At 59.8% G+C, this 22,920-nt stretch carries 23 protein-coding genes; 11 read left to right on the top strand and 12 right to left on the bottom strand.

The window, feature by feature from the left end; genetic code table 11:
* Positions 1 to 78: 78 nt before the first annotated feature.
* Positions 79 to 1,080 carry a hypothetical protein gene (locus E2L05_RS02010; protein WP_133341227.1) on the bottom strand — a complete coding sequence of 334 codons (1,002 nt, stop codon included), beginning with the start codon at positions 1,078 to 1,080 and terminating at the stop codon, positions 79 to 81.
* A gap of 125 nt (positions 1,081 to 1,205) precedes the next feature.
* On the opposite strand from E2L05_RS02010, the gene E2L05_RS02005 reads away from it, so the two are divergent.
* Positions 1,206 to 2,144, top strand: a complete 939-nt coding sequence (locus tag E2L05_RS02005) for a DMT family transporter (protein ID WP_133341226.1) — start codon at positions 1,206 to 1,208, stop codon at positions 2,142 to 2,144.
* Between the two features lie 59 nt (positions 2,145 to 2,203).
* Here E2L05_RS02005 and E2L05_RS02000 read toward each other — a convergent pair whose 3' ends face one another.
* From E2L05_RS02000 to E2L05_RS01970, 7 genes are all read right to left on the bottom strand, one after another.
* Complete coding sequence (locus tag E2L05_RS02000; protein WP_133341225.1) at positions 2,204 to 4,408, bottom strand: 3-hydroxyacyl-CoA dehydrogenase NAD-binding domain-containing protein; 2,205 nt, start codon at positions 4,406 to 4,408, stop codon at positions 2,204 to 2,206.
* Between the two features lie 78 nt (positions 4,409 to 4,486).
* Complete coding sequence (locus tag E2L05_RS01995; protein ID WP_133341224.1) at positions 4,487 to 4,960, bottom strand: cupin domain-containing protein; 474 nt, start codon at positions 4,958 to 4,960, stop codon at positions 4,487 to 4,489.
* Positions 4,961 to 4,993: 33 nt separating this feature from the next.
* Positions 4,994 to 6,205 (bottom strand): acetyl-CoA C-acetyltransferase, encoded by a 1,212-nt coding sequence (locus tag E2L05_RS01990; protein WP_133341223.1) that lies wholly within the window; start codon positions 6,203 to 6,205, stop codon positions 4,994 to 4,996.
* 3 nt (positions 6,206 to 6,208) lie between these two features.
* Complete coding sequence (locus tag E2L05_RS01985; protein WP_133341222.1) at positions 6,209 to 6,862, bottom strand: glutathione S-transferase family protein; 654 nt, start codon at positions 6,860 to 6,862, stop codon at positions 6,209 to 6,211.
* 267 nt (positions 6,863 to 7,129) lie between these two features.
* Positions 7,130 to 8,908 carry an acyl-CoA dehydrogenase C-terminal domain-containing protein gene (locus tag E2L05_RS01980; protein WP_133341221.1) on the bottom strand — a complete coding sequence of 593 codons (1,779 nt, stop codon included), beginning with the start codon at positions 8,906 to 8,908 and terminating at the stop codon, positions 7,130 to 7,132.
* A gap of 45 nt (positions 8,909 to 8,953) precedes the next feature.
* Positions 8,954 to 9,352: a MerR family transcriptional regulator gene (locus tag E2L05_RS01975; RefSeq protein ID WP_133341220.1), complete on the bottom strand. Its 399-nt coding sequence runs from the start codon at positions 9,350 to 9,352 to the stop codon at positions 8,954 to 8,956.
* Between the two features lie 380 nt (positions 9,353 to 9,732).
* A complete protein-coding gene (locus E2L05_RS01970; RefSeq protein ID WP_133341219.1) occupies positions 9,733 to 10,113 on the bottom strand; it encodes a MerR family transcriptional regulator in 381 nt (126 codons plus the stop codon).
* Between the two features lie 148 nt (positions 10,114 to 10,261).
* Here E2L05_RS01970 and E2L05_RS01965 point away from each other — a divergent pair, with 148 nt between their 5' ends.
* The 3 genes from E2L05_RS01965 to E2L05_RS01955 are packed head-to-tail and all read left to right on the top strand — an operon-like array spanning position 10,262 to position 12,544.
* Positions 10,262 to 10,705 (top strand): PaaI family thioesterase, encoded by a 444-nt coding sequence (locus tag E2L05_RS01965; protein WP_133341218.1) that lies wholly within the window; start codon positions 10,262 to 10,264, stop codon positions 10,703 to 10,705.
* On the top strand, positions 10,702 to 11,223 hold the full coding sequence (locus E2L05_RS01960) for a PaaI family thioesterase (RefSeq protein ID WP_133341217.1): 522 nt from the start codon (positions 10,702 to 10,704) through the stop codon (positions 11,221 to 11,223). Before E2L05_RS01965 ends, E2L05_RS01960 begins: the two co-directional genes overlap by 4 nt.
* Complete coding sequence (locus E2L05_RS01955) at positions 11,213 to 12,544, top strand: MATE family efflux transporter (protein ID WP_133341216.1); 1,332 nt, start codon at positions 11,213 to 11,215, stop codon at positions 12,542 to 12,544. The genes E2L05_RS01960 and E2L05_RS01955 overlap by 11 nt, the downstream gene beginning before the upstream one ends.
* 1 nt (position 12,545) lies before the next feature.
* Here E2L05_RS01955 and E2L05_RS01950 read toward each other — a convergent pair whose 3' ends face one another.
* Positions 12,546 to 13,604, bottom strand: a complete 1,059-nt coding sequence (locus E2L05_RS01950; RefSeq protein WP_133341215.1) for a quinone-dependent dihydroorotate dehydrogenase — start codon at positions 13,602 to 13,604, stop codon at positions 12,546 to 12,548.
* On the bottom strand, positions 13,601 to 13,936 hold the full coding sequence (locus E2L05_RS01945) for a DUF952 domain-containing protein (RefSeq protein ID WP_133341214.1): 336 nt from the start codon (positions 13,934 to 13,936) through the stop codon (positions 13,601 to 13,603). The genes E2L05_RS01950 and E2L05_RS01945 overlap by 4 nt, the downstream gene beginning before the upstream one ends.
* 128 nt (positions 13,937 to 14,064) lie before the next feature.
* On the opposite strand from E2L05_RS01945, the gene E2L05_RS01940 reads away from it, so the two are divergent.
* Positions 14,065 to 15,624: a bifunctional metallophosphatase/5'-nucleotidase gene (locus E2L05_RS01940; protein ID WP_133341213.1), complete on the top strand. Its 1,560-nt coding sequence runs from the start codon at positions 14,065 to 14,067 to the stop codon at positions 15,622 to 15,624.
* A gap of 15 nt (positions 15,625 to 15,639) precedes the next feature.
* Here E2L05_RS01940 and E2L05_RS01935 read toward each other — a convergent pair whose 3' ends face one another.
* Positions 15,640 to 16,050, bottom strand: coding sequence for a hypothetical protein (locus E2L05_RS01935; RefSeq protein ID WP_133341212.1), 411 nt, complete (start codon positions 16,048 to 16,050; stop codon positions 15,640 to 15,642).
* Between the two features lie 79 nt (positions 16,051 to 16,129).
* On the opposite strand from E2L05_RS01935, the gene E2L05_RS01930 reads away from it, so the two are divergent.
* Positions 16,130 to 16,792 (top strand): SOS response-associated peptidase, encoded by a 663-nt coding sequence (locus tag E2L05_RS01930; protein WP_133341211.1) that lies wholly within the window; start codon positions 16,130 to 16,132, stop codon positions 16,790 to 16,792.
* A gap of 9 nt (positions 16,793 to 16,801) precedes the next feature.
* Here the strand turns inward: E2L05_RS01930 and E2L05_RS01925 are convergent, their stop codons facing one another.
* On the bottom strand, positions 16,802 to 17,194 hold the full coding sequence (locus E2L05_RS01925; RefSeq protein ID WP_133341210.1) for a RidA family protein: 393 nt from the start codon (positions 17,192 to 17,194) through the stop codon (positions 16,802 to 16,804).
* A gap of 238 nt (positions 17,195 to 17,432) precedes the next feature.
* On the opposite strand from E2L05_RS01925, the gene E2L05_RS01920 reads away from it, so the two are divergent.
* The 5 genes from E2L05_RS01920 to E2L05_RS01900 all read left to right on the top strand — a co-directional run bounded on the left by E2L05_RS01920 (position 17,433) and on the right by E2L05_RS01900 (position 22,801).
* Positions 17,433 to 18,431 (top strand): ABC transporter substrate-binding protein, encoded by a 999-nt coding sequence (locus E2L05_RS01920; protein WP_133341209.1) that lies wholly within the window; start codon positions 17,433 to 17,435, stop codon positions 18,429 to 18,431.
* 65 nt (positions 18,432 to 18,496) lie between these two features.
* Positions 18,497 to 19,273, top strand: a complete 777-nt coding sequence (locus E2L05_RS01915) for an ABC transporter ATP-binding protein (protein WP_133341208.1) — start codon at positions 18,497 to 18,499, stop codon at positions 19,271 to 19,273.
* Complete coding sequence (locus tag E2L05_RS01910; RefSeq protein ID WP_133341207.1) at positions 19,270 to 20,142, top strand: ABC transporter permease; 873 nt, start codon at positions 19,270 to 19,272, stop codon at positions 20,140 to 20,142. The genes E2L05_RS01915 and E2L05_RS01910 overlap by 4 nt, the downstream gene beginning before the upstream one ends.
* Positions 20,142 to 21,404 (top strand): cytosine deaminase, encoded by a 1,263-nt coding sequence (locus tag E2L05_RS01905; RefSeq protein ID WP_133341206.1) that lies wholly within the window; start codon positions 20,142 to 20,144, stop codon positions 21,402 to 21,404. The genes E2L05_RS01910 and E2L05_RS01905 overlap by 1 nt, the downstream gene beginning before the upstream one ends.
* Positions 21,401 to 22,801 (top strand): FAD-binding oxidoreductase, encoded by a 1,401-nt coding sequence (locus E2L05_RS01900; RefSeq protein ID WP_133341205.1) that lies wholly within the window; start codon positions 21,401 to 21,403, stop codon positions 22,799 to 22,801. Before E2L05_RS01905 ends, E2L05_RS01900 begins: the two co-directional genes overlap by 4 nt.
* Positions 22,802 to 22,920 lie beyond the last annotated feature (119 nt).

Here is a 22,920-nt window from a genome sequence, read left to right as displayed (position 1 = left end):
CTTTCGGTTGCTACCCGAGAACCAATATTCCCCTTCATATATGAAAAGGACCGCCGGAAACGACGGTCCTTTTTCATGTCAGTTCTCGCAGATACTGCGCAGCTTGAGCCAAGTCGCGTCGCTCAGAAGTGGGCGCGCGGATGGATCAGATTTTTCTGTGACGGTTTGACCGACGGTTTGGCCGGTTGCTGCCGCATAGGGCGCCATCGGTATCCCGAGTTCTGCGAACTGCGCCGAAAGAGCTTCGGGCGGTAGCGGGGCAGGCGGCTCTGTCAAAATCTTGGCAGCATATGCTTGCAACGTCTCGTCCGAGACTGCGCCTTGGGTCAGAAGCTGAAAGGTTGCGGGCAGTCCAGCCGACTGAATAAGCGCCAGAATCGGGTCTTGGTCGGTCGCAAGCGCGGCTTCGGCAAGGATCAGACCAGCGGCAAGTTGCGGGGTGTTCTGCTCTTCGATCACGTCTTTTCGAAGCATGATTATCCGGCCCGGAAGATGCGCTGCCACTGCTGGGCCACCGGGGACAATAACCACAGACCAACCCGGTTCGCTTAGAAGCCGGTTGTGCAACATCGTCAGGGCTTGTGTGCCGCTGCGGCTCGTGCAGGGTTGCCCGGCATAAGGGATCAGTTCTCGTAACAGTCGTTGACCGATTTCGCCGCGTAGCCCACCGGGCATCAAGTCGGCCGTGTGCCGAGTGACCGCGCCGGGAAGCCACCATACGGACAGCCCCACCAATGCGACCGCACTGACCATAAAAATCCCACGCCGGAGCCGTCCGGGATGGGCGCGCGCCTTGCCTAGGGCGCGCCCGACGATTCGCACCGCTTCGATCATGCTCTCGTCATCAAGTTCCAGTAGCTCGTCGGCATCCGCGCCGGGGGTGTACAAAGCCGGCCGTTCGCCGGGATTGATGCGGTGCACCGCAGGCAGGGACCAATGGGCAAGCGCCGTATCGTTCGCGTCCTTGATGACCAATGTCGCCTTGCCCAGTGACACGAACACGTCTTGGCGCTGCGCATCCGGGGCTGGATGCCAGATACCTGCGCATTCAAGACGCTCGTATTTGGATAACACCGTCATGGACGGGGCCTGTTACTGTGCATGTTGTCCTGCCTCGCGCAGAGATTAGGCCAGCGCGACGCGCTGTACAATCGCGCAGTGACAGGTGGTCTTGACGCGGGCCGGGCGCTACGGCCTATGGGGGCATGTCAGAAAGCCAAACCGCCCCCCGACCACTGGCCGCCGTTGCCATGATCCTCACCGCCATGGCGTTGATGGGGCTTGTGGACAATTATGTTGTGATTATCGCGGAAACAGCAGGTCTGTGGCAATTTCAGGTCATCCGGTCCGCCATGGCGCTGGGAATGCTGATCGCGCTGGCAAGGTGGCGCGGCATGCGGTTGCGGCCTCGGCGGTGGCGCCCCGTTATCGCGCGCAGTTTCGTTCTGTCATGCGGATTGATGATCTATTTCGGGGCGCTTGCGGTCTTGCCAATTTCCGAGGCGGTCGCAGGCCTGTTCACTGCGCCGCTGTTCATCTTGTTGCTGTCGATTGCTTTTTACGGTCAGCGCGTGGGCGCGTTGCGTCTGGCTGCGGTTGGGGTGGGGTTTGTCGCCGTTCTGATGGTTCTGCGGCCCGAGGCAGGGCAGGTGGGCTGGTTGACGTTGCTGCCCATCGTGTCCGGCCTGTTTTACGCGCTGGCCCAGATTGCCACCCGCGAATGGTGCGGTGGTGAGGCGGCGCAGACCCTGCTGTTTGGCTTTTTCGCCGCGATGGGTCTTTGGGGGCTCGTGGGCCTTGGTGTTCTGGCTGTGTTTCCGCAGCCGGTGCCTGAGGGCGCAGCAGGATTTATGGTCCGATTCTGGGGACAGATGTCGGCGGCGGCATGGGTCTGGACCATCGCGCAGGCGATTTTCTCGCTCGTCGCAGTTGCGTTGATCATTCGGGCTTACCAACTTGGCGAAGCGTCGTTCATCGCGGTTTATGAGTATGCGCTTTTGCTGTTCGCGGTGTTCTGGGGATATGTGCTGCTTGGGGATCGTGTGGGGCCCGTCGCTTTGGCTGGGATTGCGCTCTTGATCGTGTCGGGCGCTGTCATCGCCTTGCGGGGGCGGCGCGCTTTGGATCAGCCGCCGCAAAGCTAGGCGAGGGCGCGCTTACGCCCCCTCGCTGCTTTTTTGCGATCACTTGCGGCGGGGTGCGCCTAGGCTGCTTTTTTGGCCTCTGGCCCAAACCGACCGTAAAAGCTGTCATCACTTTCCGCCAACTCGCGCAGCAGGCCGGGCGCTTTGAAGCGTGCGCCGTGCACTGCTTCCAGTCCGTCGCAGATTGCGACCGCCTTGCCTGCGCCGATGATGTCCAACCAACTGATCGGACCGCCGGACCAAGGCGCAAAGCCCCAGCCCAAGATGCCTGCCACGTCGCCTTCGCGGATGTCCATCAGCACCCCTTCTTCAAAGGCACGGACCGCTTCCAGCACTTGCGCCATCAAGAGCCGGTGTTGCACTATTGCGAGGTCAGGCTGTGTTTCTGCCGTAGGATACTCTTCGGCGAGCCCGTCCCAAAGACCAGTGCGCTTGCCCTTTTCGTCATAGGCATAGAACCCTGCATTGGCCTTGCGGCCCATACGGCCTTGATCTTCCATCCAAAAGATCACCTCATCGACATCTGTATCAGGGTACGCGTCCCCCATCCCCGCCTTGGTTGCGCGGGCAATCTTTGCCCCCAGATCAATGCTTATCTCGTCGATCAATTGCAGCGGACCAAGCGGCATGCCAACCAGCTTGGCGGCGTTTTCGATCAATGCGGGGGCGACCCCTTCGCGCAGCATGCGGATGCCTTCGTTGGTGTAGGGCAGGATACAGCGGTTGGCGTAGAAGAACCGCGCGTCGTTGACCACAATCGGCGTCTTGCGGATCTGGCGCACGAAATCGAGCGCTTTGGCCACGGCACGGTCGCCCGTGTGTTTGCCGCGAATGATCTCGACCAGCAGCATCTTGTCCACAGGGCTGAAGAAATGAATGCCGATAAACTGCTCTGCCGACCGGCTGGCTTTGGCCAGTTCGCTAATGGGCAGGGTGGACGTGTTGGTGGCGAAGATCGCTGTTTCGGGCAGGTGCGCTTCGGCTTTGGCGGTGGTTTCCGCCTTTACCTTTGGGTCTTCGAACACGGCTTCGACCACCAGATCGCAGCCTTCAAGGGCGGCGAAATCAGGGGTCGCGGTAATGCGTTCCAGAACCGCATCTTTCGTTTCAGCAGTGATCTTGCGGCGGCTTACGCCCTTGTCGAGCAAGGCTTCGCAATGCGCACGTCCCTTGTCGGCAGCGGCTTGGTCACGGTCGATCAGAACGACCTCGATCCCGGCTTTGGCGGACACATAGGCGATTCCGGCTCCCATCATGCCAGCCCCAAGAACACCAAGTTTCTTTACCGTCTCGTCGGGTACGGCAGGCCTGTTCGCGCCTTTTTCCAGCGCGGTCTTGTTGATGAAAAGCGACCGGATCATCGCGCCCGATGAGGGGTTCAGCATCACGGTTGTAAACCAGCGCGCTTCGATTTTCAGAGCGGTGTCGAAAGGCACGAGCGCCCCTTCATAAACAGCAGACAGCAGCGCCTTGGCGGCTGGATAGACGCCTTTGGTCTTGCCGTTGATCATTGCGCTTGCGCCGACAAAGGTCATGAAACCGGCGGGATGATACGGCGCGCCGCCGGGCATTTTGTAGCCCTTTGCATCCCATGGTTTTACGATGTCCTTGTCGCTTGCCGACAGCACCCAATCCTTGGCCGTCTGCAAAAGGGCAGCCGGATCAGTTACTTCGTCGATCAACCCGGCTGATTTTGCCTTCTTGGGATCGCTGAGCTTGCCTTCCAACAAAAAGGGTGCGGCGGCCATTGCGCCCAGTTTGCGCGCCAGACGTGTCGTGCCCCCCGCACCGGGGAAGATGCCAACCTGAATTTCGGGCAGGCCGATCTTGGCCTTGGGATTGTCGGCGGCAAAGATCCGGTGGCAAGCCAGCGGAATTTCGAGCCCGATCCCAAGCGCGGTGCCGGGCAGGGCGGCGGCGATGGGTTTTCCGCCTTTCAGTGTCTTTGGATCCATGCCCGCGCGTTCGATTTTGCGCAGGATGTGGTGGATTTCCATCACGCCGTCGAAGACGCCGCGCGCCGGATCGGCAGCAGTTGCTTCCTTCATTCCCGCGATGATGTTCAGGTCCATCCCGCCTGCAAAGGTGTCCTTGCCCGAGGTGATCACGACCCCTTTGCACGCGTCGTCCGCAAGCGCCCGATCGATCAGGGCGTCCAGATCGGCAAAGCCCTGCTGGCTCATCACATTCATGGATTTGCCGGGAACGTCCCACGTGATGGTCGCCACGCCGTCTGCGTCAAGGTTATAGGTGAAATCGGTCATTATCTGTCTCCCCTGCCGTGAAACGGCGTCGGTAACGTGTCGGTATTACGTCGGTATCGCGTCGGTATTTTCGCGCGATCAATCGGTTGCAGGAACGTATGGGCTGCCGTCCCGGTGGGTGAAATCCGCTGTGCCATTCGTGAGCGTCACTTTCAGATCAACGTCAGAATAGCTCGCGACTTCGTGCGGGGCGCGGCTGCCGACCACCAGAAATCGGGCAACCGTCTGGGACCGGTTCACAAGGCAATGGCCATCGGGCACCCCGGCCGGAAAGGCTGCGCAATCGCCGCGACCCATGTCGGTTTCACCTGCGTCTTCGCACAGGCTTAGCGTGCCTTCGGTTACCATGACGAACTCGTCCTCGTTCAGGTGCCAATGGCGTAACGACGACCTCGCTCCCGGCTCCAGCGTCACAAGGTTGACGCCGAATTGACTCAGCCCGCCCGCTGTGCCCAAACGCTGCGAGCTGCGCCCGGCCATCTGTGCCGCATAGGGTGCGGGATAAATCGATCCGGTCTTTACCGGCACCGTGTCCATATCAAGTTTCGGCATCGCGCAGCTCCCCTTGTCCGATGTTTCGCGGGCTCAGACCCGTTCGATGATCGTTGCCGCGCCCATCCCTGACGCGATGCACAAAGTGGCCAGTCCAACTTCCTTGTCCGACCGCTCCAACTCGTCCAGCAAAGCGCCGATGATGATTGCGCCGGTTGCACCAAGCGGGTGGCCCATCGCAATTGCGCCGCCGTTGACGTTGACGCGTTCCGGGTCGGCGTCGAACGCCTGAAGAAACCGCAGCACCACGGCCGCGAAGGCTTCGTTTACTTCAAACAGATCAATGTCGCCGATAGTCATGCCCGAGTCGCGCAGGATTTTTTCGGTGACGGGTACGGGACCGGTCAGCATGATCGTCGGGTCGGTGCCGATCTTTGCCGTCGAGCGAATCCGCGCTCGCGGTTTCAGCCCGTTGGCTTTGCCGAAATCGGCATCCCCAATCAGAACGGCAGCGGCGCCATCCACGATGCCGCTGGAATTGCCCGCGTGGTGGATGTGGTTGATCCGCTCCAGATGCGGATATTTCATCAGCGCCACAGCGTCAAAACCGGGCATGATTTCGCCCATGTCCTTGAAGGCGGGCTTGAGCGCGCCAAGGCTTTGCATGTCGGTTTCGGGGCGGAGATATTCGTCACGGTCCAGGATGGACAGGCCATTGCGGTCGCGCACTGTGATGACGGATTTGTCAAAGCGACCGTCATCCCATGCCGCCTTTGCCCGCCGTTGGCTTTCGACGGCAAGCGCGTCGGCGTCGTCGCGGCTGAAGCCGTATTCGGTGGCAATGATGTCGGCTGAAATGCCTTGCGGGACGAAATATTTCTCCATTGCGAGGCTGGGATCGACGGCAATCGCGGCGCCGTCGCTGCCCATGGCGACGCGGCTCATCATTTCGACGCCTCCGGCAACATAGGCTTGGCCAGCCCCGGCGCGAACCTGGTTGGCGGCAAGGTTGACCGCCTCCATGCCGCTGGCGCAGAACCGGTTGATCGACAGGCCGGGGACCTGTTCGTCAAAGTCAGAGGCAAGAACAGCAGACCGCGCAAGGCAGCCGCCCTGTTCGCCGACCTGGGTGACGTTGCCCCAGATCACATCTTCGATTGTCTTGGTGTCGAGCCCGTTGCGGTTTTTGACGGCGTTCAAAACCTCGGCTGACAAGCGCAGCGAGGTGACTTCGTGCAGGCTGCCATCTTTGCGGCCCTTGCCGCGCGGGGTGCGTACGGCGTCATAGATAAAGGCGTCGGTCATGGGTTATCCTTTCGCGGTGTCCCGGCGGTTTTCCGGGCGTGCGGGCGTCATCAGGTCATAGGGGTGTTTCCAGCCCGGCAGGCTCTCAAGGCGGCTCAGCCAGGCGTCGATATGTGGCCACGCGGCTCGGTCGAACCCAAAGTTCTCTGGGTAGAACAGATAGCCGCAGCAGCAGAAATCGGCATGGGTTGGGGCGGTGCCAACGATCCACTCACGGCCTGCCAGATGGGCCTCGAGCACGCCATAAGCCGCTTTGAGACGGCCCAGTTGAAATGCGATCACATCGGCGGGGCGTTTGTCTTCGGGCAGAAAGTTCATCAAGAAGCGCGTGTTGCCCGCCACGGATGACAGCTTGTGATTGTCCCAGAACATCCAGCGCAGGACCTCGCGCTGGTCTTCCGGGGATGTGCCGCCGAACCGGCCCGTCTTTTCAGTGACATAAAGCTGGATCACACCGGACTGGGTCAGAACCGTCTCGCCATCCACCAAAACGGGGACTTCGGCCATGGGGTTGAGGGCGCGAAATGCGTCTGTTCGGGCCGCACCGTTGAAGAAATCGACAAAGATCGGTTCCCAATCAAGGCCTGACAGTTCGAGAGCAAGCGCCGCCTTGTAGGCGTTTCCAGATTCTCCGAAACAGTGGAGTTTAAGCGTCATGCGATTATTCCTTTTGCGATCCAAGGCTCGGTGTCGGGGTATCTGAAGCCGATGCTGCGCCGATCACAAGGGGTCGATTATTCGACGTTGCGTTCCGTTAGGCGGTTGCGTGACCAGGGCGTTCACGCGCCCCTAGCCATTGGTGTTCACAATCTGGCCGATGTCACCAACCGCAGCGCGCATGGCGCGCTGCCGGGCCCAACGGGATAAGACATCGGTAGATGTCGAAGACGGGCGGGAGCGCCCCTTCCACCTTCAACACAGCGGTCAGAAGCTTGCGGCTTTGAGGCCCATTACGGTGTCGCCACCCGACTCAATCCTCGTCCTGTGGAGCGCTGTGGCAGGCAGTTGGCGAGCCATGTAATAGCGTCCGGTGGTCAGTTTGGATTGCAGGAACTCTGTATCGCCAGTGCCCGCCTCCAGCTGTTCGGCGGCGACTTTGGCCATCCGCGCCCACATATAGCCAAGGGACACATGCCCGAACAAATGCAGGAAATCATAGGATCCCGACAGCGCATTGGCCGGGTTCTTCATGCCGTTTTGCATGAAATACATCGCGGCTGCCTGAAGGTCCTTGGACGCTGCCTTGAGCGGCTCAAGGAAGTCGTCCTTCAAAGCGTCTTCGCCTTCGTTCTCTTTGATGAACGTTTTGATCAGGTCGAAGAAGGCCATCACGGGCTTTCCGCCTTCGGCAGGCAGTTTGCGCCCTACCAGATCAAGCGATTGCACGCCGTTCGTGCCCTCATAGATCATCGTGATCCGTGCATCGCGCACGAACTGTTCCAGCCCCCAATCGCGTGTGAACCCCGAACCGCCCAAAGTCTGCTGCGCCAGAACCGTTGTTTCGAACCCCTTATCCGTCAGGAAGCCCTTGATGACCGGCGTCAGCAGCGAAATCATTGATTGCGCTTCGGCATCACCCGCCAAATGCGCCTTGTCGATCAGGGTCGCCCCCCACATCGTGAGGGCCCGCGCGCCTTCCACAAAGCTTTTTTGGTCCATCAGATTGCGGCGCACATCAGGATGTACGATAATCGGGTCTGCGGGGCCGTCCGGGTTTTGGGCACCGGTTATGTCGCGGCCCTGAAGGCGGTCTTTTGCAAAGGCGGCGGCGTTTTGATAGGCGACCACCCCTTGGGAATAGCCCTGCAATCCTACACCGATCCGCGCTTCGTTCATCATAGTGAACATGGCGCGCATGCCTTTGTTCAATTCGCCCACCAGATACCCGGTCGCGCCGTCATAGTTCATCACACAGGTGGCATTTCCGTGGATGCCCATCTTCTTCTCCAGCCCGCCGCAGGACAGCGCGTTGCGCGCACCAAGGCTGCCATCCTCGTTCACGAGGAACTTGGGAACGATAAAGAGCGAAATACCTTTGACCCCGGCAGGAGCATCAGGGGTGCGGGCCAGCACGAGATGAATGATATTCTCGGACAAGTCGTGTTCGCCTGCCGAGATCCAGATCTTGGTTCCCGAAACGCGGTAGCTGCCATCGTCCTGCGGTTCCGCCTTCGTGCGGATCAGCCCAAGATCGGTGCCGCATTGCGGTTCGGTCAGGTTCATTGTTCCCGACCAGATCCCGTCGATCATGTTTGGAAGGTACGTCGCCTTTTGCGCCTCAGAGCCATGGGCATGGATCGCCGAATAAGCGCCATGCGTCAGGCCCTGATACATGTTGAACGCCATGTTGGACGACACGAACATTTCGCCAACCGCGCAATTCATGACATAGGGCATGCCCTGGCCGCCGAATTCCGGGTCTGCATCCAGCCCCATCCAGCCCCCGGCGCGCATCTGGTCATAGGCATCTTTGAAGCCCTCAGGCGTTCGAACGACACCGTTTTCCAGTGTGCAGCCTTGCTCATCGCCGACCCCGTTCAACGGGGCCAGCACGTTGACGGCCAGTTTTCCAGCCTCATCCAGCACGGCTGCTGTCGTATCTTCGTCAAGTTCGTCATAGCCGGGCGTGTCAGACCGAGAAATGTTCAGAACATCTTGCAAGACAAATTGTAAGTCGTGCGTTGGCGCCGTGTAGATGGGCATGGTTGTTGGTCTCCCTTGGGGCTGATCGCGCCCCTTGGGGGCACGTTATTCTGCGGCGCGTTTCGCGGCTTCTATCTCTGCCAGTTGTTCGCGGCCGATTTGCAGTTGCTCTTCCAGTTCCTTGATCGCCTCATCCAGAGACGCGCGTTGTGCAATCATCCGTTCCAGATGCCGTTCGCCAATGGTGCAAGCTTCGCTAAGTTGCGGATGAGGGTCTCCGTCAGGTCGGTAAAGATCGAGGATCTGGCGAATTTCTTCCAAGCTCAGTCCGAAGCGTTTCCCGCGCAGGATCAGTGTCAGCCTTGTGCGGTCGCGCCGTGTGAACAGTCGCTTTTGTCCTTGTCGAATTGGGCTTAGCAGCTCCTTTGCTTCGTAAAAGCGCAGGGTGCGCGGCGTTACGTTGTAAGCGTCGCACATTTCCCGGATTGTCATTGTTTCCGTCATGTTTGTGTCCGTTGGTCGTGTGGTTGAGGGGGCCACCGACCGCGAGCGTTCGGTAGATTTATACATTCAAAGTGACGTTCGCGTAAATGGAACGTGGCGTCAGAGGAGTAAAGTACGCGGCGTCATTTTTTATTCACTCCAGCGGCGAAGGACAGACCAAATTTGTTCAGCGAGCGAATTAATTTTCGATCGCATGCACGCCGCTTATCACTTCAGACGTAAGCTCCTTTGATTGAGGGGGGAATGCCCGCGCCGATCACTGTGCTGTGAGCAGGCGATCATTCGTCGGGTTGGCAACTTTTCGCTGCTCTATCCACTGAAATGGGTGAAATTTTTGGCCGGTGGCGTTACATTTCACGCCTTCAGTGCAGCAAACGAACTTACTTCAGCGACTTAGCCACGCTCTCGCGCAGGTCGTGCAATTCGTCGATGGCGCTTTCCAGCTGGGCCTTTTGCTCTGCCAGAGACTGAAGCTGGCGGTCGGCAAGGTCGAGCCACGCCTGCATTTGCGCCTGTGTCCCGGTTTCATCGTAAATCATCAGCCATTGGCGGATATCTTCAAGGCTGAACCCGAATCGGCGGCCGCGCATGATCAGAACCATCCGGGCCAATTCACGCGATCCATAAAATCGCGATCGGCCTTCCTTTTCCGGCTGAAGAAGTTCGATGTATTCGTAATAGCGCAATGTGCGTGGGGTCACGTCAAAGCGGGCGCACATTTCTTTGAATGTCAGGCGCTCTGCCGGTTTTGTGTCTGTCATCGAGCCTGCGTCCTTTGTTCGAGTGACGCGCAGGGAACCCCAAAAATGTCACTAGGTCAACGGATGCCGACGCAACGTCGCGGCGGCGTACTGGACGGGTGCGCGGCCCGGCGTTACGACAAGGGCATTGATCAGAAAGGTTCGGCCCATGACCGACAACAGGATTGCCACGGTACGCGATTTTATCATCGAACTGCCCTACGCACGGGCGCTGCGGCTTGAATTGCGCGGCATCGGCGCGGGCTGGGCGGAGCTTGCAATGCCGTATCACCCGGACCTTGTGGGCGATCCTGCGACCGGTGTCGTGCATGGCGGTGCGGTGTCGGCCTTGATGGACACAACGTGTGGCGGAGCGGTCATGGCGCATCCCGACGCAGGACTGGGAACTGCAACGCTGGATTTGCGGATCGACTACATGCGCGGTGCCACGCCGGGGCAGGCGGTGCGAGCGCGCGCAACCTGCGTCCGGGTCACGCGGTCTATTGCCTTTGTGCAGGCGACCGCCTTTGACGACGATGCGGACGCGCCGATTGCCACGGCTACCGGGGCCTTTACAGTGACCGGAGGCGGCCCTGCGCCGACACTGGCATGAGCCGTCCTTCCAAACCAGAACCGATGCAGGTTGTTAAACAGCGCCGGGATGCCACGCTGGATGCGTTGGTGGCGCGGGTTCCGTTTATCCGCACCTTGGGCGTGGTGTTCGAACGGCGCGGTGACGAATTGACGGCGATCCTGCCGTACCGCGAGATGCTGATCGGCAATCCCATTCTGCCAGCGTTGCATGGGGGCGCGACGGCCGGTTTTCTGGAGGTCGCCGCGCTGATCGAACTGACGTGGACGCAGGTTTGGCCCAATGTCGAAAGCGGTCGGATCACGCCAGAGCAGGTGACGCAAGCCAGTGCGTTGCGCATGCCCAAGACAGTGGATTTCACCATCGACTATCTTCGCTCAGGGTTGCCGCGCGATGCTTATGCACGGGCGCGGGTGAACCGGTCGGGCCGCCGGTATGCCAGTGTTCATGTTGAAGGCTGGCAGGACAATCGCAGCCGTCTGTTTGCGCAGGCGACGGGGCATTTTGTGATGCCTGCTGCGCCGTCTGATGACGGTTGATGTGGGCTGCGCCGCGCCGCAGTTGAACAACCGGCGCGTTTTGCACATCGCCCTTCCGATCGTTTTGTCCAATGCGACCGTGCCGATCCTTGGGGCGGTTGATACGGCTGTTGTGGGTCAGATGGGTCTTGCGGCGCCGATTGGCGCGGTGGGGCTTGGCGCCGTGATCATCTCGGCCCTGTATTGGATGTTTGGTTTCTTGCGCATGGGAACCGCCGGTCTGGCTGCGCAGGCTTTGGGCGCGCGTGATAGCGCGGAGGTCGCGGCCCTTCTGTCGCGGGTGTTGATTGTGGCGGCTGTTGCCGGGGCGGGGATCATCTTGCTGCAATGGCCGCTTTTTGCCGGGGCGTTTCTGGTCGCGCCGGCCTCGGATCAGGTGGAAGGGCTGGCCCGAACCTATTTGTCTATCCGTGTCTGGTCTGCGCCGGCCGCCATCGCGATTTACGGTGTGACGGGGTGGCTGATCGCACAAGAGCGGACCCGCGCGGTTCTGGTTATTCAGCTTTGGATGAACGGGCTGAATATCGGGCTTGATATGCTGTTTGTGCTGGGCCTTGGGTGGGGTGTCGGCGGAGTCGCGGCCGCCACAGTGATGGCCGAATGGGCCGGGCTGGCGGTTGGTCTGTGGTTCTGCCGCGACGCGTTGCGCGCCCCGGCGATGCGGGCGTGGGAGCAGGTCTTTGATCGCGTTCGGTTGATCCGCATGGCGGTCGTCAACGGCGACATCATGATCCGGTCAGTGCTGTTGCAGGGGGTCATGGTGTCTTTCCTGTTCTTGTCATCAGATTTTGGTGACACGCGTCTGGCCGCCAATCAGGTGTTGCTTCAGTTCCTTTATATCACGGCTTATGCGCTGGATGGTTTTGCCTTTGCTGCGGAATCTCTGGTGGGGCAGGCATTGGGCGCGCGGGCGCGAACGGCCCTGCGCCGCGCTGCCCTGCTGACCGGAGCTTGGGGTCTTGGTCTTGGTGTGGCGCTGTCGCTGGGCTTTGCCTTGGTCGGCCCTGCGTTGATCGATGTCATGACCACGGCGCCGGATGTGCGCGAGGCGGCGAAGGAATATCTGCCCTGGATGCTGATCATGCCCATGCTGGGGGCGCTGTCGTGGATGCTGGACGGTGTGTTCATTGGCGCGACACGCACCGCCGATATGCGCAACATGATGGTGCTGAGCGTCGCGATCTATGGGGCGGCGGTTCTGCTGTTGCTTCCGGCATTTGGCAATAACGGGCTTTGGGCGGCGCTGGGCATTTGCTTTGTCGCGCGGGGGCTCACGTTGCTGGCGTGCTATCCCGCGTTGGAGCGGCAAGCGGGCGTCTGACTTACAGCCAGTCGCCCCGCCCGGTGCCGACGGCGTCGGCGACGCATGAAAAGCCATCTTTCGCCAACAGCGCGTCAAGCTCAGTTGCGATACGCGGAACCAGCGACATGCCTTCATAGATCAGGGCAGAGTAGAGTTGCACCGCACTGGCGCCTGCGCGGATCTTCGCATAAGCGTCTGCGCCGCTGCTGATACCGCCAACCCCGATGATCGGCATGCGCCCATCTGTTGCTTGGGACACCTTTGCAAGCACGCGTGTGGAGGTCTCGAACAGGGGCGCGCCCGACAGCCCGCCTTTTTCGGTCCTATGGTGGCTTTTCAGACCCGCGCGCGAAACGGTGGTGTTCGTTGCCACAATGCCATCCACGGAACTGGCCAGAGCAACCTCGGCAATGTCGCCGATTTCGTCTTCGGTCAGGTCCGGTGCGATTTTGACGAACACGGGGATACGGCGGTCAAGTTGCCCGCGCGCATCCATGACCCCTGTCAGCAATGCCCAAAGTGCCGCGCGCCCCTGCAGATCACGCAGGTTTTCGGTGTTTGGCGAGGATACGTTGACGGTTACGAAGTCCACATGTGGCCCGCAGGTGTTGAGCACTTCAACATAATCATGCGACCGGTCGGTGCTGTCTTTGTTCGCGCCCAGGTTCAGCCCGATCACGCAGGTCTTGGGCCGGTGTGCAAGGCGTGTGGCCATCACGTCGGCGCCGGGGCCGTTCAGCCCAAACCGGTTGATCACAGCCTTGTCTTTGGTCAAGCGGAACAGGCGTGGTGTTTCATTGCCCGATTGCGGTTTTGGCGTGACGCCCCCGAGTTCGAGAAACCCGAAACCAGAGCGCGCCAACGGGGCCATCGCTTCGGCGGTTTTGTCAAAGCCTGCGGCCAGTCCGATCGGATTGGGCAGGTCGATCCCTGCGATGGATGTGCGCAGGCGCGGCGTTGTGATTTCGCCGGGCAGGTGTACCAACCCGGCCCGCAACGCGCGAATGGCCAGCCCGTGGGCCAGTTCCGGGTCCAGGCGATGTAGCACCGCAAGCCCAAGACGGTCCCGCACGCTCATGGCAAACCGGGAAGATCATGCCCGTGAGGGCCAAGCAGCATGGGATCGACCGAGATCACCTCGTGGCGCTTCAACGCGCGGTAGAGATGCGGAAACAGGGCGCCGCCGCGCGATGGTTCCCATTTCAGGTCGTCGCCAAAGGTGTCGGACTCCAGTTTGGCAAGAAACAGCCCATCGACACCTGCAAAATGCTTCGCAGCTGTTTCGGCGACCTGTTCGGCGGTTGAAAAATGGATGAACCCATCTGCCAGGTCCACAGGGGCGCCGAGCGTCTCGCCTTCGGCATCCAGTTCGGCCCATTCTTCGATACGGAATATTTTATAGATCAGCATGCGCCCGGTTTGACGCGAAGGTGTGCGCCGGTCAAGCGGTGCGCAAACCGTTTGCGTCTGCGGCAATTCATGCCAAGCTGCGCCATACGAAACGGCTCGCCCATTGAGCCGACAACAGGAGAGACCCCATGAAGCAACGTCTTCTTGCTGCCACTGCCCTTGTCTGCGCCGCAGGTGCTGCACAGGCTGATTTTGACCTGACCATTCTTCACACAAACGATTTTCACGCGCGCTTTGAGCCGATCAGCAAATATGACAGCGGCTGTTCAGCCGAAGATAACGATGCGGGCGAGTGTTTTGGCGGGTCGGCGCGCTTGTCGACCGCGATTGAGGCGGCGCGCGCGCGGGCGGGGACATCGATTCTGGTGGATGGCGGCGACCAGTTTCAGGGCACGCTTTTTTATACCTACTACAAAGGCAAAGCCGCGGCTGAAATGATGAACCGTTTTGGTTATGATGGCATGACCGTCGGCAACCATGAATTTGACGATGGTCCTGAAGTGCTGCGGGGCTTCATCGATGCTGTCGAATTTCCGGTGCTGATGTCCAATGCCGATGTGTCAGGCGAACCCGCCCTGGCCGATGTGCTGATGAAATCCACGGTGATTGAACGCGATGGCGAAAAAATCGGGCTGATCGGGCTGACCCCAGAGAATACAGGCGAATTGGCCAGCCCCGGCCCGAATGTGACGTTCACGGCCCCGGTGGCGGCGGTGCAGGGCGAAGTGGACCTGTTGACCGCGCAGGGCGTCAACAAGATTATCGTGCTGAGCCATTCAGGGTATGGTGTCGATTTGGCCGTGGCCGAGGCGACGACCGGTGTTGATGTGATCGTCGGGGGCCATTCGAACACGTATTTGTCGAACACGTCTGATCGCGCCAAGGGACCGTACCCGACGATGGTCGGCGATACGGCCGTGGTTCAGGCTTATGCCTATGGCAAGTTTCTGGGCGAGTTGAACGTGACTTTCGACGATGACGGAAAGATTGTGTCAGCCACGGGCGAGCCGCTGATCATGGATGCTGCCGTCACCGAAGATGGTGCCGTTAAGGAACGCATTGGCGAACTGGCCGGGCCGCTGGAAGAAATTCGCAACCGTGTTGTTGCGGCATCTGCGGCCCCGATTGAAGGCGACCGGAGCGTTTGCCGTGTGATGGAATGCGAAATGGGCAACCTTGTCGCGGATGCCATGCTTGATCGGGTCAAGGATCAGGGCATCGACGTCGCGTTGGCAAACTCGGGCGGCTTGCGCGCCTCGATCGATGAGGGTGAGGTAACCATGGGCGAAGTGCTGACCGTGCTGCCGTTCCAAAACACGCTGGCCACGTTTCAGGTTAGCGGTGCGACCCTTCTTGAAGCGTTGGAAAATGGTGCAAGCCAACTGGAAGACGTCGCAGGCCGGTTCTTGCAGGTCTCCGGCATGACATTGTCTGTTGACCCGGCGGCAGAGCCGGGCAGCCGGATCAGCGACGTCATGATCGCGGGTGCGGCGCTTGATCCTGAGGCTGTCTATGGCGTGGTGTCGAACAATTATGTGCGCGGCGGCGGTGACGGCTTTGCCATGTTTGTGGATGCGATGAACGCTTATGACTTCGGTCCGGATCTGGCCGATGTCACAGCCGAATACATGGCGGCCAACGCACCTTATCAGCCGTTTACGGATGGCCGCATTTCTATGGCGGAATAAAGCAGGTTGGACCGGTCAGCAGGTTGCGCTGCCGGTCTCTTCTATCCGGCGCTGGCGGATCGCCTCTAGAAGGGCGTCAGCGCCGTCTTGCATTTCTTGCAGGGTGCTGCCGCCATCCGGGTTCATCTCGGGGTCGTTGAAGGCCGTCGCAACGGCAGCGTCGGCTTTGGCAGTGTCACCTGCATCGGTGTAAAGCGCGGCTATGGCGAACTGACCGAACAGCGCCTCGGAAGGTTGATCCGACCCTCCGGCCCGTTCTGCCAGAGCAAGAGCTTGAGTGTTGTTGCATTGGGCTGCCTGATCCAGCGCGGCGATGTTGTCAGGGCCTGCAAGGCCGGACAGCGTGAAATCAGGGCCGCCGCAAGCTGCCAGCAGGGCAACAGCGCAAACGGATACGGCAGAAGATTTAGAAAGTGAGCAGCGCATGGGACACTCCGTCAGGGACAATGTCATTCAAGCTGGGCTTGTGCATCGGCCAAAGTCAACCGCGCCCGAGGCTTGAGCCATGTGTGGCCGGTTTGCGATAACACTCCCTGCGGACGCAATGGCACAGCTTTTTGCAGCCGCGCCGGACAACGCTTTGCCGGAGGTTCCCAATTTCAACGTGTGTCCGACAAATTCCATCCATGCCGTGGTCGCACAAGGCGAAGGGCGGCGGCTGTCCGCCCTGCGTTGGGGGTTCATTCCACGCTGGTACAAGACGCCGTCTGATGGCCCGCTATTGATTAATGCGCGGGCAGAAACCATTGCCGAGAAGCCCGCTTTTCGCGCGGCCTGCCGCGAGCGACGGTGTCTTATTCCGGTGACGGGGTTTTACGAATGGACCAAGGGCGAAGATGGGGCGCGCTTGCCTTGGTATATCCGCAGTGCCCGAGAGCAGCCTTTGGCCTTTGCGGGTGTGTGGCAGGACTGGATCGGTCCAGACGGCGACAGCTTGCGCAGTTGCGCCATCGTGACAACCGGGGCCAATGAGCCGATGCAGGCGATCCATCACCGTATGCCCGTTATAATAGAGCCCGATGATTGGGGGCTTTGGCTTGGTGAAAAGGGCAAAGGTGCCGCAACACTGATGCAGGCTGCACCAGAGGATGCCTTGATCTGGCATCGTGTGGCGCCTGCGGTGAATTCAAACCGAGCGTCGGGCGAGATGTTGATCGAACCGCTATGAGCCTGAGTGTCAGCCCGGCAGCGCGGCCAACAGCTCGATCTCTACTTTGAACTCTGGGCGGGTGAACCCCGATACGATCATCAGCGTAGAGGCGGGTAGGGCGGTCACATCTGCCAGCCAGTCATCGCGCGCGGCCATGTAGTCTGCCATATGCGTGCGATCGGTCACAAAGGCATTGATACGCACCACATGGGTCCGGTCGGCCCCCGCTGCGGCAAGGATGGCGTCGAGATTAGCAAAGCAAAGCTGGGCTTGCGCCTTGGCGCCGGTTGGCACTGTTCCGTCTGCCGCCACGCCGAGCTGACCAGACGTTGCAATGAGGCGCGCGCCCTGCGGCAGAAGAACGCCATGCGAATACCGCGCGAACGGGGGCGCGATGCCAGTTGGTTCAAGGGGGGTCATGTCATGCTCCTGCTTGCGTAGAGGGCTTTGCTATCCCAAGGATGTGGCACTTCGCCCGATGTTTCGCCATTATTTGCAGCACCTCTGCTGATTTTTGACTTTTTATTAGACAATGATGCATGAAGGCGCTGCATAATTGGGCGAGAGGTTAAATTGTTCCGGGTGCAGGCCCGCCGTGACTTTTACAAGCCATGAAGGGCAGGAAAAAACTGCCGCAAACAGGGAAACGGAGAGACACATGATGAAGACTTTCCTTTTGGCGGGCACAGCAGCCGCTGCGATGGCCGGTGGGGCCGCTGCGCAAAACGCGGCTGTCAGTTTTGGCACCAACTGGGTGGCACAAGCAGAACACGGTGGGTTCTATCAGGCGGTCGCCGATGGCACATACGCCGCGTGCGGGCTTGATGTTACCATTGAGCCGGGCGGCCCACAGGTGAACAACCGGGCACTGATGCTGGCTGGACGTATCGACTATCACATGGGCGGCGACATGCTGCAGGCGTTCAACGCTGTGAAAGAAGGTATCCCCGTTGTCATGGTTGCGGCAACGTTCCAAAAGCACCCGCAGGTCATTCTTGCGCACCCCGGTGCGGCCGAGACTTGGGAAGACCTTAAGGACCTGACGTTGCTGATCGGCGACAACGGATATGCGTCGTACTACCAGTGGATGATTTCCGAATGGGGTTTCACCGCTGAACAGCGTCAGCCTTACACATTCAACCCCGCGCCCTTCCTTGCGGATGAGTCGATGGGGATGCAGGGCTATTTGTCGTCAGAGCCGTATCTGGTCATCAAGGAAGGCGGGTTCACGCCCAACGTGTTCTTGATCGCTGATGCGGGGTTCACAAGCTACGCGACCATGATCGAAACGATGGCGGATACAATCGCCGAGAAGCCTGAAGAGGTGAAGTGTTTCGTCGAGGGGTCGATCAAGGGTTGGTACAACTACTTGTACGGTGACAACGCGGCTGCAAACGCCATGATCATTGAAGCCAACCCCGACATGACGCAGGACAAGATCGACTACGCGATCGAACGGATGCTTGCGGTTGGGATCGTCGACAGTGGCGATGCGCTTGAAATGGGTATCGGCGCGATCAATCCCGACGTGGTGGAAGGCTTCTATAACAAGATGGTGACGGCGGGTGTGATCGAAGACGGCATCGACTGGGCCGCATCGTACACCACCGAGTTCGTAAACCAAGGTTTGGGGATGGATCTCAAGCCAGCGAACTAATCCAGTCGCAACATCGAAGAGTTGGGGGCCTCGTGCCCCCGAACCCAATTCGACGAAAGGCCAACATGCCCCTCGTGCCCCTCTCCGAACGCCCTCCCGTGATGGAGTTGGCGGGTATCAACAAGACATTTGCAGGCGGCGTTGTGGCGCTGGATGAAATGTCGCTGGCTGTGAATGCGGGTGATTTCATCTCGCTTCTGGGGCCGTCGGGCTGCGGCAAGTCCACGGCGCTGCGGATCATGGCGGGTTTGACCCAGCCGACCGCCGGCAAGATTGATTGGCCCAGCGGGCAAAAAGCCGGTGACTTGGGCGTGGTCTTTCAAGAGCCGACGCTGATGCCTTGGGCGACCGTGGCGGACAATGTGTTTTTGCCGTTCCGCCTGCGCGGCAAAACTTATAATTCCGTCAAAGATGAGGTGCTGGAAGCACTGCGCCTCGTGGGGCTTGAAAAATTCCAGAAATCGTATCCACGCGAGTTGTCGGGCGGCATGAAAATGCGCGTGTCGATTGCGCGGGCGATGGTGACAAGCCCGCGACTGATTTTGATGGATGAGCCGTTCGCCGCTCTGGATGAAATTACCCGCTTCAAGCTGAACAACGATCTCTTGGCGTTGAAAGAGAAGATTGGCTGTACGGTGGTTTTCGTCACCCATTCGGTGTTTGAAAGTGTGTTCCTGTCAGACCGGATCGTGGTCATGGCCGCACGGCCGGGCCGCGTGGTGCGTGAAGTGACCGTGGACGCGCCCTATCCCCGGACGGAAGAGTTTCGCACATCCGCCGATTACGCCGCCCATTGCCGCGCCGCGTCTGACGCGCTGCATTCAGCGATGGAGGCGGCATGAGCCTGACAGATCAACTCGCACCAGAAAAGATGCCGGGCGCTGGGGCGGTCGACGCAGACGAAGCGCGCCGTCAGGCCCGAATGCGGCGAGAGCGCATTGCCCGCTGGGTTTTGCCAGCCGTCATGTTGCTGGCAACATTGTGGCTGTGGGACCGGATCGTTGTCTGGAACGAAATCCCCCACTACATCCTGCCCGGCCCGGACCGGGTCTGGGCCAGCCTGACCGGCGATTGGGACATCCTGTTTGATGCGGCGCTGCTGACGGGGCGTATTACATTGATGGCGCTGGCGCTTGCGGTGATTGGCGGCGCGGGGCTTGCGATTCTGTTCAATCAATCCAAGATGGTTGAGCTGTCACTTTACCCCTATGCTGTCATTTTGCAGGTCACGCCTGTCGTTTCCATCGCGCCGCTGATTTTCATCTATGTGGAAAGCAAAACGGCTGGCATGCTGCTGTGTGCGTGGATCGTGGCTTTCTTTCCTGTTCTAAGTTCAACAACGCTTGGTTTGAATTCGGTCGATCACAACCTGCGTGATCTGTTCAGAATCTATGGGGCTAGCCGGTGGCAAAAGCTGTGGATGCTGCAACTGCCTTCGGCGCTGCCTTATTTCCTGGGTGGGTTGAAAATCGCGGGCGGTCTGAGTCTTATCGGCGCTGTCGTGGCCGAGCTTGTGGCCGGCACTGGCGGTGTCGGCGCGGGGCTTGCAGCGCGTATTCAAGAGGCCGGTTACCGGCTGAACATCGCCCGGATGTTCGCCGCCCTGTCCATGATCGCCGCGATGGGTGTTTTCATCTTCGCGGCCCTGTCGCTTCTGTCTCATTTGCTGTTGCGCAAGTGGCATGAAAGCGCATTGAAAAGAGAGAATTGATGGATTTCCGCGCCTTGCCCAGCGGCGACTACACCCTGTCCAATGTCACTGTACCGGCCTGCCTTTTGGGGCAGGAAGGGGATCTGATCCGGACGGAATTGTCCATTGTGGACGGCAAGATCGGCCCGGCGCAGGGCGTCGCCGTAGACATGAACGGGGCTATGGTATTGCCCTGTTTCACGGACATGCATACCCATTTGGATAAAGGGCATATATGGGGGCGCGCCCCAAACCCTGACGGAACGTTCATGGGGGCCTTGAACACGGTTCGGGCCGATCATGCGAACTGGTCGCCAGATGATGTGCGGGCACGAATGGATTTTTCCCTGCGCTGCGCATTTGCCCACGGCACCAGCCGGGTCAGAACGCATTTGGATTCCATGAACGGCCAATACGAAAGAAGCTGGCCCGTCTTTGCCGAGATGCGAGAAAAATGGGCCGGCCGCATTGACCTGCAGGCGGTTAGTTTGGCGTCGTGTGAGGGGTTCGAAACGGGTGGTGAGTTTGCGCAGATTGCCGACACCGTGGCGGCGACCGGCGGTGTACTTGGCATGGTCACCTATCCCGTGCCGGATTTGAAAGAGCGGCTTTTAGGCTTTTTCAATATGGCGGCGGACCGCGGATTGGCCGCAGATTTCCATGTGGACGAGACGATGGACCCCGGCAGTGAAACGCTGCGCGTCATCGCCGAAACCGTTCTGGAGACAGGCTTTGATGCGCCCGTCGTCGTTGGGCATTTGTGCTCGCTTTCGACACAACTGGAAGCGCGCGCGCTGGATACTTTGGATCTGGTCGCAAAGGCGGGTCTGAACATTGTGTCGCTGCCGATGTGCAATCTGTATCTTCAGGACCGGACCGCCGGGCGCACGCCGCGCGGGCGGGGGATCACGCTGGTGCACGAGGCCAAGGCACGCGGCATCAATGTGAGCTTTGCCAGCGACAACACGCGGGACCCGTTCTACGCCTATGGCGACATGGACATGATCGAAGTGATGCGCGAGGCGACCCGCATCGGTCATCTGGACCACTGCGAAACGGATTGGGTGACCGCGTTTACCTCAAATCCGGCAAGTGCCTGCGGATTTGATGCTCCTGCCTTGGTGCCTGGCGCGCCTGCCGATCTTGTCATCTGCCGTGCGCGCAGCTGGACCGAGTTTTTTGCCCGCCCGCAATCTAACCGGATTGTGTTGCGCGACGGGCGCGCGATCGACCGGACGCTGCCGGATTATGCTGAACTGGATACTCTGATGAGGACCGAATGACCCCCAATATCGCTGCAGCCAAGGCTGCCTTGTCGCATCTTGATATCGAAGAAAAAGATAGCGCGATAAAAGCGAAGTCGCGCGATTTCTTCTGGTACTCGCCGGTTCTGAAAGACCGGCTTGACCATGTCGTTGCCGATTTTGTTGTATCCCCTCGGTCCGAAGCCGAAGTGATCGAGGTGCTTAAAACCTGCTATGCCCACAATGTGCCTGTTACCACGCGCGGGGCAGGCACGGGCAATTACGGGCAGGCTATGCCGCTGGCGGGCGGGTGCGTCATGCATCTGCATCACATGAATGCCGTGAAGGAAATTCAACCCGGCCGCGTGATCGTGGAGCCGGGCTGCTTGCTCAAGGATCTTGACGCGGCGTGCCGGGCCGACAGCGGGCAGGAACTGCGGATGTTCTCGTCCACGTGGGCGACGGCCTCGATCGGGGGATTCATTGCAGGTGGTTCTGGCGGTGTCGGGTCTTGCACATGGGGCTCGTTGCGCGACCTTGGGAACATCATTCGCCTGCGGGTCGTCACGATGGAAGAAGAGCCGCGCGTGTTGAACTTTCGCGGCGAAGAGTTGGCGCGCGTCAGTCATGCTTATGGCACCAATGGCATCATCACCGAAATCGAGGTGCCGCTCGCGCCAGCCTATGACTGGGTGGAGATGTTTGTTGCCTTTGACGATTTCATGGGGGCTGCAACATTTGCCGAAGAACTGGCCAATCAGGACGGTATTCTGATCAAGTTGGCCAGCGTCTATGAAGCGCCGGTCGCGCACGACTATTTCCAGCGGGTGCGCCCCTATGTGACGGCGGACAAAACGCTGGTCGGGCTTATGGTGGCGCCGCATTCGATGGATGGGTTCGACACCTTTGTGCAGCGACGTCCGCAAGCCGATGTGATTTATCGATCCGATTCCAGCACGTGGGAACGGACGCCCGGCGCAGTATTTGAGTATGGCTGGAACCACACTACTTTGCGCGCGCTCAAAGTGGACCCAAGCATCACTTACCTTCAGGTCCGTTATGGATTTCCCGAGCATCTGGGGCTTGTTGAGAAACTTCGCGAGATGTTCTCGCCCGAGGTATTGCAGCACCTTGAGGTTTTGAAGGAAAACGGGAAAGTCATGTTCGCGGGGCTGAGCCTTGTGAAATTTACCACCGAAGAACGCCTGGAAGAAATCATCCGCCTGCACGAAGAGGCGGGGGCGATGATCTTCAACCCACATCGCTATACGTTGGAAGAAGGCGGGCGGCAGACGGTGGATGATCGTCAGTTGCGGTTCAAAAAGGAAAGCGATCCCAAGGGGCTGCTCAACCCGGGCAAAATGATCTCGTGGGATGATCCGGACTGGGGATATGACCGGATGTATGCCTATCCAAAACTGCAGGCCGCAGACTGAGGGGGCGTGAATGATTTGGCAGAGATGTTGCAGTTGGTTCACCGAAAGCCCTGAGCCTTCCGCATTCCGGTTCGGGACGCGCGGCCTGTTGGGCGTGCCGTCGCTAGGTGCGATCTGCG

This window comes from Meridianimarinicoccus aquatilis, from assembly GCF_004358675.1.
In the GTDB taxonomy this organism is placed as follows: domain Bacteria; phylum Pseudomonadota; class Alphaproteobacteria; order Rhodobacterales; family Rhodobacteraceae; genus Meridianimarinicoccus; species Meridianimarinicoccus aquatilis.
Note: the sequence above shows the minus strand (reverse complement) of the source record. Positions and strands in the feature narration are given on the sequence as shown.